This window comes from Labrenzia sp. C1B70 (assembly GCF_000475395.1).
GTDB classification, from domain to species: domain Bacteria; phylum Pseudomonadota; class Alphaproteobacteria; order Rhizobiales; family Stappiaceae; genus Roseibium; species Roseibium algicola.
In genome coordinates this window covers 173,295-190,474 of the sequence record NZ_AXCE01000012.1, presented here as the reverse complement: position 1 = coordinate 190,474, position 17,180 = coordinate 173,295, and the positions used below count along the sequence as shown (strand labels likewise).

The window sequence follows — 17,180 nt, the reverse complement described above, 5'->3', positions numbered from 1 at the left end:
AGTCGTCAGGTATCCTGGAACTTGCTCACCGGGACCGGTGGTTCCAGGTACATGCCGAAGAGGTAAGGACCCATGCGCCAACGGATTTCCGTAAAGACCCGGGTCAGTTCCTTGTCGTCATCGATCAGCACCCGGTCCGGCACCGGCAGGTCCGGGTCCTGAACGACGATGCCGATGTCGCCGTTCTCAAGGTCGTAAAGCGTGCATTCGCTCAGGTGCGTGCTGTCGAGATTGAGCAGCTTGCCTGATCGCAGCCGCGCTCTTGTTGCAGGCACCGGCCTGCCTTCAAGGGGGGAATTTGATCGCGTCATGGCTAAAGACCGCTCGCTCCGTCGGACCTGTTGAAATTACGGAGGATGTTCTAGGCAGCGTAGCTTGCGCAGGACTGGAAGGTGTTTCGGGCCCGATGACCTTCCGGCCGACACCGCCCAGGGCCTGCCGTGTCGCAGGGACTGTCTCCAATTCACGCGGGCTGACATGCTGAAGGACACCATCAAGACCTGGGCAAAGCGCATCAAGCGAGATCTCCATGCCCTTTATCTGGCTGGAAGGGATCCGAGGGTTCCCTGGTATGTGAAGGCCCTGGCCATCGCAACCGCAGCCTATGCTCTGTCACCCATTGACCTGATTCCGGATTTCATTCCGGTGATCGGATATCTCGACGATCTGCTTCTCGTGCCGCTCGGCATCTACCTGGTGGTGAAGCTCATTCCACCGCAGGTGATGGAGGACTGCCGGGTGGAAGCTGACAGGAGATCGGAAAAGCTGCCTGCCAGCAAAATGGCGGCAGTCCTGGTTCTACTGATCTGGATCGGTGCGGCGTTGGCTGCACTTTTGTGGTTCTGGCGGCTAGTTTCTGTCTAATCTTCCGGAGTTTTTTCGGGCTCGTAAATCAGAATGTCGCCGGGTTGGCAGTCGAGCACGTCGCAGATCTTTTCCAGGGTCTCGAAACGGACACCCTTCACTTTTCCGGACTTGAGCAGCGAAACATTCTGCTCGGTGATGCCAATGCGTTCGGCAAGCTCCTTGGACCGCATCTTCCTGCGGGCGAGCATTACGTCCAGTTCAATGATGATGGGCATGAAGGGACCCCCGGCGCTGTCGCTTGCTTATTTTTCGATTTTCTTCTGCGAGCTGGACGGCCTTACGCAAGAGAGAGATGAGCAAGGCATGAGTGTCCCGAGAATCATGCCTGATATTTCACTGCCATCAGCCACGGCGTCAACAATCCTTTGTTCTTGTGAAAGCTTCCGGCGCGCAAACGCGACTGGCCGTGGATGACGGGGAGCCTTGTTGCTTGCAAAGGCTGAGAGAAGGTGCGGGGGCTGAAGACATCTGCCCACCTCGGTGCCACCGTGCATGAGGCCGAGTTGCCGGACATAGGCAACGCCATTGATGTTCAGCATTCGCAACGCTCCATGATCACCTCAAATGAACTGCTGGTTCTCGTCTGCAATCAGGGCAGCCTCGCGAAGGATCCAGCCGAACAGCAGCATCAAGGCACCAAGGACGAGAAAGAAGATCTCGCCACCGTCCAGACTGATGTCGACGGTGCGCTGGCCCGGGGGAAAGTCATAGGTCAGGAGGACCGAGCCGATCGGATCGCTGATCAGGTCGAAGACCGCGAACACGATAAGCCAGATGCCGAAGGAAAACACGTTTGCAAGCGTCTTCGGCGAGAAGAACTCCATTTTCTGAAACCGCTTGAAGACCTGGCGGATGTTCCAGCCCACCGCCAGCAGCAGACTGAAGGCAATGGCTGCCAGTATGGATATTCCGATGCGCTGCACCTGCGGAATGTCACCCAGCATGCGTTCGGTATCGGCGACATCAAATGTTTCTTGCGCACCGATCATCAACTCGTTCGGCAGGGCGATACCGATCGTGACGACCACGCCCAGACCCAGCAGGATCAACAGAATGATGGTGACGGCCCATTTCATGAACGCGGATACACGACGGATCCGCGTCAGCCGCTTCTCCCGTTCCGCCCATTCAAGTTCGCTCATCGGTTACTCCGCATCGTGTCATTGCGGCATCGTATCTAGTTCATCTGTCGGGAAAACACAAATTCAAAAACATTGCTATTGACAAAAAAATTATTGCAATCAATTTTCAAATTATCGTTTTACATTAATTTTTTGAATTTGTGAGGCGATGAGATTGTCATACATGAAGTGAGATCACTGATGGTAAGTTCCTTTGCCAATTATGTTTTTCGTGCGCCGCCGGCCATCGGGCGCGGTCGCTCCAGGCAACGCGCCGGCGTGATCAGGCGTGTTCTGCGGAGCCACTGGCTGTTGGAGCCGCTGGTTCTGTGCGCCGTTCTTGGTGTGCTTGTCGTTGGGGCGAGTGCTGCCGATCTGGAAACTTTTGACGCTCCTGTCTATTCGCAAGCGCCACAGTCGCTCTGGGCTGGGCCTTATCTCGGCTTTGAAGCAGGTGTTTCGCAGACCGTGACAGACGTCAAATCAGGCGGTCGATCGAAGGATTTTTCAAGGGTCGACGCAGCGTTCGGTCTTTTCGGCGGCTACAACTGGGAAGTTTCCCGCTTCGTCTTGGGTGTCGAAGGCGGTGCGGCCTATCTCGGCGGCCGTGAAAAAGGCAACCATCCGACGCTGGGCACCATCGAGACAGGATCCAAGTGGACGATCAATGCCAAGGCCCGGGTCGGCGTGCCGATCAACAACGTGATGCCTTATCTCAGCCTCGGTATTGCTGCGACAGAACACAGCCTAAAGGCGAACGGGACGGAGAGAAACTCCGTTTCGATCGGTCCGGTGATCGGCGGGGGTGTCGAGGTTGCGGTAACGGATGCGTGGCATCTCAGGGCCGACTACTCGATGACCGGTATCCTGGACGAGAAGGCCGGATATGGCGGTACGAAGGTAGATCGGACGGCCGGTAACCATCGGCTCATGATCGGGCTCTCCCGTTCGTTCTGATCTGTCTCCTGACAAGCCAACCCTGTCGGGCAATTTGTCCGGCAGCATGGAACGGCTGCGCTTTTCCCACTGAGCGCAGCCGTTTCCCTTTGTCTTTGTGGGCTCTGTTATCCGTAGACCAGGTTCGGCAACCAGGTGATCAGTCCGGGGAACAGCATGCACAATGCCAGTCCAAGCACCTGAAGCGCCAGGAAGGGCAGGGCAGACTTGAAGATGTCTGTCATCGGAATGTCCGCCGGAGCGACGCCTCGCAGGTAGAAGAGTGCGTAACCGAACGGTGGTGACAGGAAGCTCATCTGCATGTTCACCAGATAGAGAACACCGAACCACAGCACCAGATCGTCCGGGCTGTCGAGCCCGAAGGACGCCGCTCCGAGCGCCTTGATGATCGGCACGAAGATCGGCACGCACAGGAGCAGGATGCCGACCCAGTCCAGGAACATGCCCAGGACGACAAGCACGATCTGCATGATGATCAGAATGCCCCAGGGGCCGAGGCCGGTGGCTTCCAGCGCGCCTTGCACGAACTGTTGACCGCCTTCCAGTACATAGAGACCAACGAAGATGGTCGCGCCGAACATGATCCATATCACCATGGCCGAAGCCTTCAAGGTGGTCAGCGAGGCTTCGCGCAGTGTCTGCCAATCGAGATTGCGGTGGATGGCGGCCACGACAATGGCGCCGAAGGTGCCGATGCCGGCTGCTTCCACCGGAGTTGCGACGCCGGTGAAGATCACGCCCAGCACGATCACGATCAGCGCGATCGGAGCGGACATGTTCGACAGCAGCCGGACCTTTTCCTTGAAAGGAATACGTTCTTCCTCCGGGATCGGCGGGCCTTTTCTGGGGTCGATCATGCAGCTGACGATCACATAAAGGATGTAGAGCCCGGACAGCAGCAGGCCGGGAATGACCGCGCCGATGAAGAGCTCACCAACGGACTGTTCGGCCACGACGGCGTAGATGATTGCCAGGATCGACGGCGGGATCAGGATGCCAAGCGTTCCGCCGGCCATGATCGAGCCCATGGCGATCTTCGGATCGTAGTTTCGCTTCAGCATGGCGGGCAGGGCGATGATGCCCATGGTGACAACAGCCGCCCCGATGACACCCACCATGGCCGCCAGTACGGTGGAGGCGATGATGGTGGCAGCCGCCAGGCCGCCCTTCACGCCGCCAAGCACCTTGTAGATGACATCGAACATGTCGTTAATGATGCCGGCTCGTTCCAGCATCGATGCCATGAATATGAACAGCGGGATTGCCGATAGCTGGTAGTTGGTCATCAGCGGAAAGATGCGCGACGGCACGATGTTGAGCGCCCGCTCGTCACCCAGGACGAACAGGAACACACAGGCGAGCCCTCCCGTAACGAAGGCCAGCGGCAGCCCTGCCATCAAGAGGACCAGCAGCGAGCCGAACATGATGAGTGTCAGCCACTCGATTCCGATTTCAAGTCCCATCGATCAAGCCCTGCCCATCACTGCGCGGATGTCCTGCGCGAATTTGGAAATTCCCTGGAGCACCAGCAGCAACCCGCCGAGCACCATGACCCACTTCATTGGCCAGAGCGGCACTTCCCATTCGTTGAAGCTGATTTCGCCCCAGCGGATGTTCGGATCGGTCCATTGGGCCAGGTTCCAGCTTGCAACGACATCGCTGAAGCCGATTTCACCGCGTGCCCAGTCAGATACCAGCGAGTTGCCGGAGGGAACCGCGATGGCATCGAAGGCGAAGATCCACGAAGTCACCAGCAGGGTGCCGGCGAAGATGAAGAAGAAGACGGATGTCAGTAGATCGACAATTGCCTTGCGGCGCGGCGACAGCGGCGCATAGAAGACATCGACCCGTACGTGGGATTCCGTCAGCATGGCGTAGGAACCGGCGATCAGGTACTGCATACCGAACATGAGGTACATCGCCTCGTGAGCCCAGTTGGTCGGGCTGCCGAAGACGTAGCGGCTCATGACCTCGAAGTAGTAGACAAGAACGGCGATCACCGCCCAGTAGCTGACAAACTCGCCACAGTAGAGCGAGAGCCGGTCAATCCAGCCGGTCCAGCCGGAAGAGACGTGATCCGCATCGTCCTTGCGCTCGGCTTCTTCCAGCTCCTTGAGCTTCTTTTCCGCCTCGCTGAGTTCCGGGTCCGGTGGCAGGTTTTCGTTTGCTTTGGAAACCAGTCGGGGCAGGAGGAGTGCGTCGACCGCCACACCTGCAAGCAGGAGCCAGAAGGCGTACTTGGCAACATTGCCCCAGAAATCGAGGGTTTCGCGAGCTGTTACGGCAGCCGGGCGGGCGGTCTCCAGAGTTGCCTCGGCCTCGGCAACCCGGGTCTTGCCCTGTTCGACACGTTGTTCGGCGCGCTGGACATCCCTTTCCGCGCGGCGCTTGGCAAAGCTGCCTTCTTCGGCCTGCGCTTCCGCCTCGGCGAGCTTTTGGCGCAAGGCAGGAAGATCGGCCTCTGCGGTCTTCACCCTTTCGCCTTCGCGCTCGAGCGTCCGCTCCGCCTGTCGCACTGCGTTGGCCATGTCCGAGACAACCGCGCGCGCATCCTGGCTTTGCGCGTTGGCGTAGAGGATCAGCACGAACACCGGGATATAGACCAGCCCGATCAGGCTTTTCAGGTAAAGCCGATGCAGGCCCAGGATGCCGCCGGTGACAAGAATGAAATAGCCGAGCACCAGCGAGTAGCGCCGTTCAGTCGGCTTAGGCCGCTTGGCAAGGGCAGCGGCGATCAGCGGAAAGATGATCAGCCCCAGCCAATAGGCCCAGTGCGGCAGGGTAAAGTCCAGATGAGGCATGCCTCTCCCTTCCCCAGGGGAAACAAGCCCCTGTTGAGTTGAACAGGACCCGCGCGGCTGGCCGCGCGGGTCCGTTTCCCGAGACGTCGTCTGGGATCAGAGGTCGAGTTCGAGGCCTTCGACCTGCTCCGGCGTGACGTAGCCGAGTGAACCGGACATCATGTAGTCGAGCTGAATCTTGAAGAGGCGCGCGCTGTCCTTGTCCCGGTTCGCATAGTTGAACCAGATCGGAACGGCGACTTCGGTCATCAGTTCGACATCGTCCTGGCTGAGCCGGGTGATTTCGGTGCCGTCGGCCTCGAACTTCGCCCAGGCTTCCTGGTCTGCCTTCTGGATGGCTGCATGGTGCATGTCGGAATAGACGTGTGTTTCCATCTCGACGAACTGCTGCATCTGCGGGCTGAGCGCATTCCAGGCATCCATGCCGACGGTGATGTCCATAAGGTCGACCGGCTGATACAGCGACATGAAGCCCGGAGGGCCCATTGAGATGTATTTGGTGACCTGGCTGAAACCGAGGGCATAGTTGACCGCCGGACCAACATAATCGGCGACGTCGATGGTGCCTTTTTCAAGTGCGGGGAAAATTTCCGATCCCGGAAGCACCGTCGTTTCCGCGCCGATCTCGGTGAAGACTTCGGCGACCATGCCGCCGGGCAGGCGCATCTTGCGGCCGCGGAAGTCATCGATGGAGCGGATCGGCACCTTGGAGTGGATGATGTTGGGGCCGTGATGCACCGGTCCGACAAACATCATGTTCTGTGCGGCGTAGAGTTCACGGGCGATCTCAAGACCGCCAAGGGAATAGTAGAACACGTCCCATTCGTGCGGGTTGCGCATACCGAGCGGATAACTCGTCAGGAAGGTGGCCGCGGGGATGATGCCCTGCGCATAGATCGTGAACGGGTTGACCGCGTCCAGAACGCCGTTCTTGACGGCGTCGAACAGCTGGAAATCGCCCACGACGTCGTTGGCGCCGAATGGCTGGAAGGCGAGCTCCCCGCCTGTCTTTTCGGCAATGGTTGCGCACCAGTCCTTGAAGATCTGCAAACCGGCACCGCCTGGCCAGGACGTCTGGATTTTCCAGGTCGTCGTCTGGCCTTGTGCCGAAGCGATATGCGGCGCAGCGAGTGTCGCTGCTCCGACCGTGCCGGCACCTGCGAGCGTCCGCAGGGCCTGCCTGCGTGTCGTAAGTTGTTTCATGGTATCCTCCCAAATAGGTCTGGGAGCAAATGAGCGCTCGCGCGGGGAGTGTTTCAACGCCCCTTCTTCTTCGCGGAGACAAACCAGCTGTTTGTGTTCTTAAGCAGTTGTTTTGTAACTGGTTCGGGATGACCTCGAGGAAGTCTGTCGCTCTTCTTTTCCTCCCAACCAAGGGAAGGATATTACACTTACAGAATCCTGCAACCTTGCCGGACGCTCAAAACATCTTTTCCTTTTTGGAAAAAATGGCCGGAACTGTTTTGAAAATAGAGAAACACAAAGCTGGCGCTGTCTCCACTTCCTGAAGGGAAGTGGTGTCAGGTCAGCCGAGTGTGGCGAGCCCTGTCAGATCCGCCAGAACCGCCTTGGGAGAAAGGTCCGGATATTCGTCAGGCATGCCCATCCGGTTCATCCACACGGTACGGAACCCGAATGCGGTAGCACCGGCAATATCCCAACGGTTTGAAGACTGGAAGGAAACCTCTTCCGGATAGATCCGGAAATGGGTCGTGACCATTTCATAGACCTGCGGATCGGTCTTGAAGGTTCGAAGCGCGTCGACGGAAAAGATCTCGTCGAAAAGTTCCGTCAACCCGGCGGCCTTGGCGGCAGCTTCGAGCATGGCCGGAGATCCGTTGGACAGGATCGCGATTTTAGCGCCGGTTGCCTTGAGGTTGGTCAGCACCTGCGGCACTTCCGGGTAACAATCAAGTTCCCAGTAGGCGCTGAGAAGATCTTCGCGCAACGACTTGTCAGCGGAAGGCACCAGGGCGAATGCGGTGTCCAGGCCTTGCTGGGTCAGTTCCCAGAAGTCCAGATACTTGCCCATGAGGGCGCGCACCCAGGAATATTCAAGCTGCTTTTCCCGCCAGAGAGACGACAGTCTCTGGGCATCCGGTCCGAGCTTCTCCGCATGTTTGCGGACGGCGGCATGCACATCGAACAAGGTTCCATACGCATCGAACACGTAAGCTGCATGCGCCATCTTCAAGACCTCCAAGCCCTTTCACGAAACCGCGGAAGAGAACAGCCTGCGGCCTCCTGCGTCAAGCGCAGCTATCTGCGACAAAGGTCGCAGGCAGGACTTATACAACAATTGTGCCCTGCTATTGGACTGGAGGCAGGGTGATTGCGCCATCCTCTTCCACCGGCCAAAACGGGTTATAGGCTATCTCGAGCAGGTGACCGCCGGGGACTTCCACGTAAGAGGAATACCCGCCCCAGAAGGCTTTCTGGGGTTCCTTGACCGATCGGGCACCCGCGGCGAGCGCCTTCAGGAAGCTTGCGTCCACCTCGGCTTCCGACCTGCCGTTCCAGGCGAGCGTCACCGCACCGGTGGGGCTGCCGGTAACAGAGCGTCCAATTTCCTCTTCCAGGGAGGCGCGGCCATACAGGGCAAATACACTGCCGGGAACCTGGAAAAAGACCACTTCTGGGCCCGGCGAGGAATGAACCTGCCATCCCAGGCCGTCTTCGAAGAAGCGGCGTGCCTCGGCAACGTCTTCAACCACGAGCGTCGTCACGGAAATGCGCTGTTCCATCCTGAACTCCCAAAATTGTAGCGGGAACATATAGTGAACTTTGTGTGACGAGAGTCAATGGTCCGAGGGCGGGGGCATTGTTTCCAAGCCAAAGGTCGGTGAGGGGATCCACATCTTGTCATTGCAGAACCCGACTTGAAAAATTGATGTCGCTCAAGTGGGTGTTTTGGTGATTTTCATCCTGATATCACCGTATCTTGCGAAGAATGACAGCAACTTTCCTCAATTTCGCGGTAAGCTATTGACCTGCCGGGATGAGCGGTGTTGTTTCGGCGGACAGACTGCACAACCGCAGCGCAGAAAAGGGAAGAGACATGAGCGGATGGAGTGACACCTGGACCTGGATCGACGGGACTTGGCACGAGGGCAATCCGCCGATCATGGGCCCGCGCACACATGCTTCCTGGCTCGGTTCCAGCGTTTTTGACGGCGCCCGCTTCTTTGAAAGTGTGATGCCGGACATCGATCTCCACTGCAAACGCGTCAACGACAGTGCCGTGGCGCTGGGCATGAAGCCGACCATGAAGGTTGGTGAAATGGTCGAGCTCACCAAGGAAGGCTGCGCCAAATTCGGTGGTGACCAGCAGATCTACGTCAAGCCCATGTACTGGGTCGAAAGTGACGGACCCGGGGTGATCGTGGGCGATCCGGACAGCACGCGGTTCTGCCTGTGCCTGTTCGATGCGCCGATGGCACCCAAGGATGCGGCGATGAGCATCACGCTGTCTCCATTCCGCCGTCCGACTGTTGAATGCATGCCTGTCAACGCCAAGGCCGGCTGCCTTTATCCCAACAATGCGAGAGCGATGCTGGAGGCCAAGGGGCGCGGCTTCGACAACGCGGTCGTTCGCGATATGCTGGGCAATGTCGCTGAACTGACATCGGCCAATATCTTCATGGCCAAGGAAGGCAAGGTACACACGCCGGTTCCCAACGGCACCTTCCTGAACGGCATTACCCGTCAGCGCGTCATTCAGCTGCTGCGGTCCGTTGGCTATGACGTTTTCGAGCGCACCATGGACTATGGCGAATTCCTGGAAGCCGACGAGATTTTCTCGACCGGGAACTACAGCAAGGTAACGCCGGTCAAGCGGATCGAGGAACGCGACCTGCAGCCGGGTCCGATCGCGGCTCGCGCAAGAGAGCTCTACTGGGAATTCTCCCACGCCTGAGTGGAGAGTGTCATCTGACGACCAGAGCCGCGGCTACCACAAGCGCCGCGGCGGCTGCCAGGGATGAAGCAGTAAAGGACCCGGTCAGATGGTGCATCTGACCGGCAACCCAGGGCCCGGCCATCTGCCCGACTCCAAAGCTTGCCGTCAGTACCGCAAGCATCTGACGGATTGCTGCCGGTCCGTCCCGGCTGACTTCGCGCCGTGCCTCCATCAGGCCAAGCGCGGTGATACCCATGAAGGTTGCCCCGAGGAGCGCTGCTCCGAAGAGGAAGAGCGCAGGCGCTGTGCTCACCGCCGTCAAGGCAACCCCTGCCGCTTCCAGCACGCAGGCAAGAGCGAAGCCCTTTCGAGTGCCCATGCGGGCGGCAATCCTGTTCCAGACGTAAATTGAAGGTGCCGCGCACAGCCCAACTGTCAACCAGACGAAGGCTTCGGTTGATTGAAGCGCCGGATTGGCGCGTGCGATCGTATTGACGAAGGTTGCGGTGATGACATAGCCGAAACCGAACAGACCGTAGGCCAGAATGAGGCGGATGCGACTGGCAGAGCCAAACGGAGATGCAGGGGCTTCGTCGGGGGAGCTTTGCGCAGGTGTGGTGACTGGCTGGGGAGACGGCTCGGACGGCACCAGAAATGCAGCCACCAGAAGAAAGCAAAGCGTGGCAGCGCCACTGGCCAGCCAGAGCCCACGCCAGTCTACCCCCAGATGCGCCAGGAGGGCAACCAGAACAGCGGAAAAGGAAATGCCGCAGCCGACCCCGGCAAAGTGGAGGGCGCTCAAGCCGCCGCGACCGGCTGCCGTCAGCCGCTCCAGGATCAGGCTGGTTGAAAAGACCAGCGCAAAGGCGCTTGCGACGCCGCTGGCGAAGCGGATCAACAGAAACAGAGACAGGGAAGTGGTCAGCGCCATGGCGGCACTGGTCAGGGCGCTGGCAAGAAGCCCACCGAGAAACCATAGCCGGGGATTACCGGGCAGGGACCTTGAGGCGCCGGCAAGAGCTCCGGCCAGATATCCGAGAAAATTTGCGGACGCGATCAGGCCGGCATCATCAGGTGGCAACTGCAGGCCGTCGGTCATGAAGGGCAGGATCGGGGTATAGACGAACCGGCCAATGCCCATCGCGGCAGCAAGGGCGAGCAGACCACCGAAAGCCAATGCGGCAGGAGAGCGCGAGATGGGTGACATGGGGTTCCGGTCGTCAGGCGATAGCTGAAAACTGACATGCAGTCGTTGCTATCTTGCACGATCTCTCTGCTTTGTCATTTCCAGGAACACGTTGAAGTAGGGTTGGTGCAGGGCAGGGTGAAGGCGATCAGTTTCCGGTGCGGACACCAGGGGCGACAAGCCGAGTATTGGTGCGCATTGCCTTTCGCAGGGCATTGGTTCGCACCGACTGGACCTTGGAACCGGGAGCCCGGGTCATGCAGGCCTTATGGATACAGTCGCAATGAGCCATGCTCCACCGTAGCAACTGTTCGGGTAGTCGCAGGTCTTGTCGTTACATCATCAACTCCAGTTGTTTTAGCATTCTCCAAGAGAAACGCCGTTTCAGAGACTGGCCTGAGAGGTGATGGTGGTAGCGAGGAGAATTTTTCTTGAGAAAAGAAGTGAAGATTTCTATTTAATATCATTCTAGATATACATTAGATAATGATCGAAATAAGATTGTTATTATTATATAATTCTATATTGTTAAAGTGTTTTCGTTATAAATAACGATGCTTTTCTTTCGAAAATTACTGATCACATTTCCGTGAGCGGCGCAACTGCAGCCGTGTGGACGCGTTCCCCTCGTGGGAAGTGTCAATGGCAGATCGTACGTCCTAAAATAAAAAGAAAAAATTTCTTTATTTTGGGGATCGGCGCTTGCCGTGACGGCCCAGCAATCCTATTTTGCCGCTCGACGCGGCCGTTCCTGCATTCATTCTTGAGGCAGGCATGTCGCCGCCGGTCACCGACCTTTTAAGGAGTTTGTCATGTCTTTCGAATTGCCTGACCTGCCGTATGCATATGACGCGCTGGCCCCTTACATGTCTGCTGAAACTCTCGAGTTTCACCACGACAAGCACCACCAGGCCTATGTCACAAAAGGCAACGAGCTGCTCGCCGGCAGCGGCCTGGAAGGCAAGTCCCTGGAAGAAATCGTGAAGGAAAGCTTCGGCAAGAACGCTCCGCTGTTCAATAATGCCGGTCAGCACTACAACCACATTCACTTCTGGAAGTGGATGAAGAAAGACGGTGGCGGCAGCTCGCTTCCGGGTGCGCTGGCTTCCGCTATCGACAGTGATCTTGGTGGTTTCGACAAGTTCCGCGCCGACTTCATCGCCGCCGGTGTTGGCCAGTTCGGCTCCGGTTGGGCCTGGCTCGCAGTCAAGGACGGCAAGCTGGAAATCATGAAGACCCCGAATGGTGAAAACCCGCTGGTACACGGCGCAGCGCCGATTCTCGGCTGCGATGTGTGGGAACACTCCTATTACATTGACTACCGCAATGCGCGTCCGAAGTACCTCGAAGCTTTCATCGACAGCATGGTCAACTGGGACTACGTGCTGGAAATGTACGAAGCTGCAACGAAGTAATTCGGGAAACATCCCGTTTTGCGAAACCCCGGCCTGGAAAGGCCGGGGTTTTTTGTTTGGCTGTTTCGTCAGCGTTGACGCTGTGTTCACCGAACATGGCGCACTTCACGCGACCGTGATTTTCAGACCGAGCGGTACATGGGCTGTACTCGCACTGGTGAATCATTGCCGAAGGCAATTTCCACGAGAGGGAGAGAACGATGCGAATGATCAAATCGGCTGTTGTATTGGGTCTTGCGGCCGGGATTGGCCTTGCCGGTTCCATTGCTCAGGCGTCTGACGATCCGATTGCGACCCGGCAGGCCATCATGTCGTCGGTCGGCGCGGCCGCCGGGCTCGGTGGTGGCCTGATGAAAGGGGAGATCGCCTATTCTCCTGCTGCCGGTAAGGCTGCCATCGCAACGATGAATGCAGCAGCCCTGACATTCGGAGACTATTTCCCTGCAGGTTCCGATCAGGGTGAAACCGGTGCCGCTGCCGCCATTTGGGAAAATCCGGACGGATTTTCCGCTGAGCTGGCCAAGTTTGCGGACGCGACTTCAAAAGCCTTCGAAGCATCCGGCAAGGACGGTCCTGCGGATGTCGAGGCTTTCAAGGCTGCGATGGGCCCCGTGTTCGGCTCTTGCAAATCGTGCCACGAAACTTACCGTAAGAAAAACTGACCGGCGGCATTCCGGGGTCTACCGCACACAGACTGCAACAGGCAGGCTCCAGACTGTGAGACAGATCAGCGGCTTTTCACCCTGTCCGGGTTGAAGAGCCGCTGTTTTGGCGTTTCGGTGCCAGGAAGACCCAGGGAGACCTCATGAAAAAGGCTGTCATCGTCCTCGTCGTTCTTGCCGTTGTTGCGGCAGGTGCGGGTTGGTTCCTGTCCGCGCCGACGAAGCTGAGCGAAGCCCAGCTTGCCGCCATTGCGGAAGGGGATGCGTCGCAAGGGGAACTTGTTTTCTGGGCCGGCGGTTGCACTTCCTGCCATGCGGCCAAGGATGCTGCAGGAGACGACAAGCTGAAGCTTGGCGGAGGCCTTCGCCTGGAGACGCCGTTCGGGGTGTTTGTTGCCCCGAATATTTCGTCCAGCACGGCAGACGGTATCGGAGCCTGGTCGCTTGCTGATTTCGCCAATGCCATGACGCATGGCACATCGCCGGACGGGCGAAACTATTACCCGGCGTTCCCTTACACTTCCTATGCCCGCATGTCTGGCGAAGACATCGGCAATCTATTTGCCTTCATGAAAACGCTGCCGTCCGTCAACGGCAAGACGCCACCTCATGAGCTCGGTTTCCCGTTCAATATCCGTCGGGGGTTGGGGCTGTGGAAACGGCTGTTCCTGGATCCGTCACCCGTCATAGCCGCCCCTTCAAGCGGGAACGAGGTCGACGCTGCCCTTTGGGACCGCGGGCGGTATCTGGTGGAAGGGCCCGGCCACTGCGGTGAATGCCACACGGCTCGAAATCTTGCAGGGGGACTGGATCTGGCGAAATGGCTCGGTGGCGCACCGGCTCCCACAGGAGAAGGCCGTATTCCGGACATTACGCCGGTAGACGGTGGTTTCGGCAGTTGGAGCGCAAGCGATATTGCCTATTATCTGGAAAGCGGCTTCACGCCTGAATACGATTCCGTCGGTGGTGAAATGGTGCATGTTCAGGAAAACATGGCCAAGCTTCCTGCCAGTGATCGTGAAGCGATCGCCGCCTACCTGAAAGCCATCCCGCCCGTTGCGCCGACAGCCAACTGACGACACCACGCGGACCTTTTGTCATTCCATGATTCAATCGCAGCAAATTTCGATCGTACCCGTTTCAACCGAAAACGACCTGGCGCCGATCCGGCACCTGTTTCGGGCCTATGTCGACTGGCTCGGCATCGACCTTTCCTACCAGGGCTTTGAAGAAGAGCTTGCAGGTCTGCCGGGGAAATACGCGCCGCCGTCCGGGGCGCTTTTCCTGGCGAAGGATGAGGAGGGCTCGGTTCTCGGTTGTGTTGGCCTGCGGGCGTTCGGAAAAGACGGTGCGTGTGAAATGAAGCGGCTTTACGTCCTGCCGGACGGACGCGGCAAGGGTGTTGGTGGTGCGCTGGTGGAGGCTGTAATCGCAGCGGCGGTTGCCGCCGGCTACCGGGAGATGCTGCTGGACACGCTGCCAAGCATGACGGGTGCCATCAAGCTCTATGAAGCCGCGGGGTTTGAGCAAGTTGGCGCCTATTACGATACGCCGATCCTGGAGACGGTTTTCTTCAGAAAGCAACTGAACGGGTAAACAACTGACGCTTTCAAACAAAACCACCTGCGAGCAGGTGGTCAAGTTTCGCTTTTTATTATTGGGTCGTTTTGCCCGTGCACAGTTATTCGAGAAATTGGAACGCGTATCTCCAGAAAGTTGTAGAGCCGGTCCATTGCTATTCAACTAAGGGATAATACGTATTTCTCAATCCGGTTGCAAGTCGTTCATCGATCAGGTTGCAATGATCGCTTCAACTTCGACCCTCAGCTGTGGGTGAAACAGTGCGGCAACACAGACCAGTGAGCTAGCAGGAACCTCATTTTCATAGAGTTCTGCAAGGGCTGACCGGATTTCAGGCAAGTCGGTCATGTCGGTGACGAACACGGTTACTTTCACCAGATCTTTCAGTGATCTTCCGTAGTAGGCGGCGATAGTGTTCAGTTGAGCGAACACTGCCCTGATTTGCGGGCCGGCCGAATCGGCCTGAGCAGGTGTGCCGAAAGCTGTGAAACCGGATGTATAGACTGTCTGTCCATGCCGAACGGCGTGAGTATAGGGGCCTGCCGGCAGGCCCAGTTCCTCGAAATTCTGTCGGGCAAGAGGCATCGTTTTTCCTTTTCTGATTACGGCAGGCGGGCTGAAAGGAACAGCGTTGCCTTTTGCACGGGCGGGCCAAGAAAGAAGGCGATGACGGCAGCGGCGGGCCATGCCAGGCGAAAGGCATTCATCCATTGCCAGAAGAACCTGTCGCTCCAGCCGAGGTTCAGGAATGTGACCCAGCACGACATCAAGAGCGACAGACCCAGCGACATCAGCAACGTCGCGATCAATCGGTTCTTCATGACTGACTACCTTTTGATCGCTTCGCTGGTGCCGATTTCGCCCAGTTCTTCAATGTAGCTGACCTGTGTCAGGTTCTGCGCGAGATAGGCCTTGGTGTGCGGCATTTCGAAATGGGCAGCCAGGGCGTCCTTGTCTGTCCAGCTCTCCCAAAGGGTGAACTTGTCGGGATCCTGCAGGTTCTGCCGGATTTCAAAGAAATTGCAGCCGGGTTCGTGTTGGGTTTCCGCCACAAGTCGGCGCAGTTCCGTCTCTGCCCTGGTCCGCTCCGCACCCTGTTGCAGTTCGATACCAGCGCTGATGAAGTAATTGCCCATGAGTGTCTCCGTTGCGTTTAAGGACGAAGACAGACTTATTGATTTCTCTAATCTCAATCTATATCGAATAATGAGAGTTTAAATTTTGAAAATGAAATCATGCTCGACGACATCGCCTTGTTTGTTCATATCGCGCGCAATCGAAGCCTGGCAAAGGCTGCCGCGCATCTCGGATTGCCTCCGGCAACGGTGACCCGGCGCCTGGCGAAGCTGGAGGAAACCATAGGCACGCAGTTGGTCTTCCGCTCCGCGCGGAAGTTCGATCTGACGGTGGCGGGTGAAGCGTATTTCGAGGCCTTTGCCGACCTGGTTCAAAACGCTGAGACGACATTGGACGGGTTAAGCACCGATCTGCACGGTCTTCGGGGAGCGTTGAAGGTGGCGGCGCCCACCAATATTTCCATCGGCATCCTGCAGCCCATGTGGTCGGAATTTCTCAAGACCTTTCCGGAGATCCAGCTGACGCTGACGCTTAGCAACGAGAACAAGGATCTGCTGGAACACAAGGTCGATATTGCCCTCCGAGCCGGACCCCAGACCGATGAGCGGCTTTACCAGAAGCGCCTCGGGGTGGTGGCAACGGTTCTCGTTGCGGCGCCTGCTTATCTTGAACAGGCGGGTGCCCCGGAAAGTCCGGACCAGATCGGCCGGCACAAGGTGGTGCGGGTGTCCACGCTTCCGCAATGGCAACTGACAAATCGGGAAACAGGCTGCCGCGAAACCGTGCCTGTCGATGCACGTGTTGTTGTCGATGACATCAGTCTTGCCCGGCAGCTGGCCGGCGACGGTCACGGGCTCGCACTGTTGCCTGTGAGCGAGATTTCCGATGACCTGATTTCAGGCCGCCTCACACCTGTGCTCGCAGACTGGCAAGGGCAGCAACGGGATATCTTTGCGGTATGGCCCACCGGGCGGCTGCTCAACGCCCGGGCGCGCTGCCTGCTTGATTACATGGAACCGTTCATGGCAGCGCTTCCCGTGTTTCAGGGAACTGTCGTCCAGCGTGATCCTGCAAGATCCGCTTGATGTCCTACGCTGTGTAGGGATTGCAGCGGATGTAGCGCGGCTGATCTATGTAGCTGGACATGACCGCAAGCCATGCGTTGCATTCGCCTTGAGTCTTGAAGCAACCGGCCTGGGAAATGATGTATTTCTGGCTGAAATTGAAGACCTTGCCACCGGCAATGCCTTTCCAGCCGCTGCCGGTAAAGGTGCGGCAGTCATAAGCTGTGTTGTAGGTGCTGGGAATGTCCTGCCGGTTCTTGGTGAATGTGGGGGAGAACAGCAGCGTTTCCACCACATTGCCGCCGGTCGTGTCGTAGGACTGGCATGCGGCAAGGCTCAGCGTGGCGGCCATGACCGGAACCAGGCGCAACCCCTTTTTCAGCCCATCAGCAAGGCGGTGCGGAAGTGTGCGGTAGCAGGTCATCACGGGCTCCAGTGAACAGCATCGGTACGGTCCAGGACCGTTCAATTGATTGATTTGCAACAACTCTCACATGAGCCGAAGACTTGGTCAAAATCAAGTCACGTTCGCTCGGGTGGTACCCGCAAGG

Annotated in this window: 21 protein-coding genes; 8 read left to right on the top strand and 13 right to left on the bottom strand. The window is 57.8% G+C overall.

From position 1 onward, the window contains the following. Positions 1 to 5: 5 nt before the first annotated feature. Complete coding sequence (locus tag Q666_RS49200) at positions 6 to 275, bottom strand: hypothetical protein (protein WP_077292599.1); 270 nt, start codon at positions 273 to 275, stop codon at positions 6 to 8. Positions 276 to 477: 202 nt separating this feature from the next. On the opposite strand from Q666_RS49200, the gene Q666_RS49195 reads away from it, so the two are divergent. Next, a complete protein-coding gene (locus tag Q666_RS49195) occupies positions 478 to 864 on the top strand; it encodes a YkvA family protein (protein WP_023000972.1) in 387 nt (128 codons plus the stop codon). Here the strand turns inward: Q666_RS49195 and Q666_RS49190 are convergent. Both Q666_RS49190 and Q666_RS49185 read right to left on the bottom strand, forming a co-directional pair. After that, a complete protein-coding gene (locus tag Q666_RS49190; protein WP_023000973.1) occupies positions 861 to 1,082 on the bottom strand; it encodes a helix-turn-helix transcriptional regulator in 222 nt (73 codons plus the stop codon). The two genes, Q666_RS49195 and Q666_RS49190, sit on opposite strands and share 4 nt — an antisense overlap. Before the next feature lie 345 nt (positions 1,083 to 1,427). Further along, the gene (locus Q666_RS49185) at positions 1,428 to 2,009 is read right to left on the bottom strand and encodes a hypothetical protein (protein WP_023000974.1); all 582 of its coding nucleotides are present in this window, start codon (positions 2,007 to 2,009) and stop codon (positions 1,428 to 1,430) included. A 180-nt stretch (positions 2,010 to 2,189) separates the two neighbouring features. On the opposite strand from Q666_RS49185, the gene Q666_RS49180 reads away from it, so the two are divergent. Next, positions 2,190 to 2,945 (top strand): outer membrane beta-barrel protein, encoded by a 756-nt coding sequence (locus Q666_RS49180; RefSeq protein WP_023000975.1) that lies wholly within the window; start codon positions 2,190 to 2,192, stop codon positions 2,943 to 2,945. 107 nt (positions 2,946 to 3,052) lie between these two features. On the opposite strand, the gene Q666_RS49175 is transcribed toward Q666_RS49180, so the two are convergent. The 5 genes from Q666_RS49175 to Q666_RS49155 all read right to left on the bottom strand — a co-directional run bounded on the left by Q666_RS49175 (position 3,053) and on the right by Q666_RS49155 (position 8,490). Then, positions 3,053 to 4,408, bottom strand: coding sequence for a TRAP transporter large permease subunit (locus Q666_RS49175; protein WP_023000976.1), 1,356 nt, complete (start codon positions 4,406 to 4,408; stop codon positions 3,053 to 3,055). 3 nt (positions 4,409 to 4,411) lie between these two features. Further along, complete coding sequence (locus tag Q666_RS49170) at positions 4,412 to 5,746, bottom strand: TRAP transporter small permease subunit (protein WP_023000977.1); 1,335 nt, start codon at positions 5,744 to 5,746, stop codon at positions 4,412 to 4,414. A 96-nt stretch (positions 5,747 to 5,842) separates the two neighbouring features. Continuing rightward, positions 5,843 to 6,949 (bottom strand): TRAP transporter substrate-binding protein DctP, encoded by a 1,107-nt coding sequence (gene dctP, locus Q666_RS49165; protein ID WP_023000978.1) that lies wholly within the window; start codon positions 6,947 to 6,949, stop codon positions 5,843 to 5,845. Positions 6,950 to 7,271: 322 nt separating this feature from the next. Continuing rightward, on the bottom strand, positions 7,272 to 7,934 hold the full coding sequence (locus Q666_RS49160) for a haloacid dehalogenase type II (protein WP_023000980.1): 663 nt from the start codon (positions 7,932 to 7,934) through the stop codon (positions 7,272 to 7,274). Between the two features lie 121 nt (positions 7,935 to 8,055). Then, on the bottom strand, positions 8,056 to 8,490 hold the full coding sequence (locus Q666_RS49155; RefSeq protein WP_023000981.1) for a VOC family protein: 435 nt from the start codon (positions 8,488 to 8,490) through the stop codon (positions 8,056 to 8,058). Between the two features lie 314 nt (positions 8,491 to 8,804). On the opposite strand from Q666_RS49155, the gene Q666_RS49150 reads away from it, so the two are divergent. Continuing rightward, a complete protein-coding gene (locus tag Q666_RS49150; protein ID WP_031269285.1) occupies positions 8,805 to 9,662 on the top strand; it encodes a branched-chain amino acid aminotransferase in 858 nt (285 codons plus the stop codon). A 10-nt stretch (positions 9,663 to 9,672) separates the two neighbouring features. Here the strand turns inward: Q666_RS49150 and Q666_RS49145 are convergent, their stop codons facing one another. Then, positions 9,673 to 10,851, bottom strand: coding sequence for a YbfB/YjiJ family MFS transporter (locus Q666_RS49145; RefSeq protein WP_023000983.1), 1,179 nt, complete (start codon positions 10,849 to 10,851; stop codon positions 9,673 to 9,675). Between the two features lie 791 nt (positions 10,852 to 11,642). Between Q666_RS49145 and Q666_RS49140 the strand changes: the two genes are divergently transcribed. The 4 genes from Q666_RS49140 to Q666_RS49125 all read left to right on the top strand — a co-directional run bounded on the left by Q666_RS49140 (position 11,643) and on the right by Q666_RS49125 (position 14,503). Then, positions 11,643 to 12,245: a superoxide dismutase gene (locus Q666_RS49140; RefSeq protein WP_023000984.1), complete on the top strand. Its 603-nt coding sequence runs from the start codon at positions 11,643 to 11,645 to the stop codon at positions 12,243 to 12,245. A gap of 206 nt (positions 12,246 to 12,451) precedes the next feature. Continuing rightward, a complete protein-coding gene (locus Q666_RS49135; RefSeq protein ID WP_023000985.1) occupies positions 12,452 to 12,907 on the top strand; it encodes a cytochrome c in 456 nt (151 codons plus the stop codon). Positions 12,908 to 13,050: 143 nt separating this feature from the next. After that, on the top strand, positions 13,051 to 13,983 hold the full coding sequence (locus tag Q666_RS49130; protein WP_023000986.1) for a cytochrome c: 933 nt from the start codon (positions 13,051 to 13,053) through the stop codon (positions 13,981 to 13,983). 28 nt (positions 13,984 to 14,011) lie between these two features. Next, a complete protein-coding gene (locus tag Q666_RS49125; RefSeq protein WP_023000987.1) occupies positions 14,012 to 14,503 on the top strand; it encodes a GNAT family N-acetyltransferase in 492 nt (163 codons plus the stop codon). 195 nt (positions 14,504 to 14,698) lie between these two features. Here the strand turns inward: Q666_RS49125 and Q666_RS49120 are convergent, their stop codons facing one another. The 3 genes from Q666_RS49120 to Q666_RS49110 are packed head-to-tail and all read right to left on the bottom strand — an operon-like array spanning position 14,699 to position 15,624. After that, positions 14,699 to 15,073: a RidA family protein gene (locus tag Q666_RS49120; protein WP_023000988.1), complete on the bottom strand. Its 375-nt coding sequence runs from the start codon at positions 15,071 to 15,073 to the stop codon at positions 14,699 to 14,701. A 17-nt stretch (positions 15,074 to 15,090) separates the two neighbouring features. Beyond that, positions 15,091 to 15,309 carry a DUF2798 domain-containing protein gene (locus Q666_RS49115; protein ID WP_023000989.1) on the bottom strand — a complete coding sequence of 73 codons (219 nt, stop codon included), beginning with the start codon at positions 15,307 to 15,309 and terminating at the stop codon, positions 15,091 to 15,093. 6 nt (positions 15,310 to 15,315) lie between these two features. Then, on the bottom strand, positions 15,316 to 15,624 hold the full coding sequence (locus Q666_RS49110) for a putative quinol monooxygenase (RefSeq protein WP_023000990.1): 309 nt from the start codon (positions 15,622 to 15,624) through the stop codon (positions 15,316 to 15,318). Positions 15,625 to 15,723: 99 nt separating this feature from the next. Here Q666_RS49110 and Q666_RS49105 point away from each other — a divergent pair, with 99 nt between their 5' ends. Continuing rightward, a complete protein-coding gene (locus tag Q666_RS49105) occupies positions 15,724 to 16,650 on the top strand; it encodes a LysR family transcriptional regulator (RefSeq protein ID WP_023000991.1) in 927 nt (308 codons plus the stop codon). A 4-nt stretch (positions 16,651 to 16,654) separates the two neighbouring features. Here the strand turns inward: Q666_RS49105 and Q666_RS49100 are convergent, their stop codons facing one another. Then, the gene (locus tag Q666_RS49100; RefSeq protein ID WP_023000992.1) at positions 16,655 to 17,053 is read right to left on the bottom strand and encodes a hypothetical protein; all 399 of its coding nucleotides are present in this window, start codon (positions 17,051 to 17,053) and stop codon (positions 16,655 to 16,657) included. Positions 17,054 to 17,180: the final 127 nt, after the last annotated feature.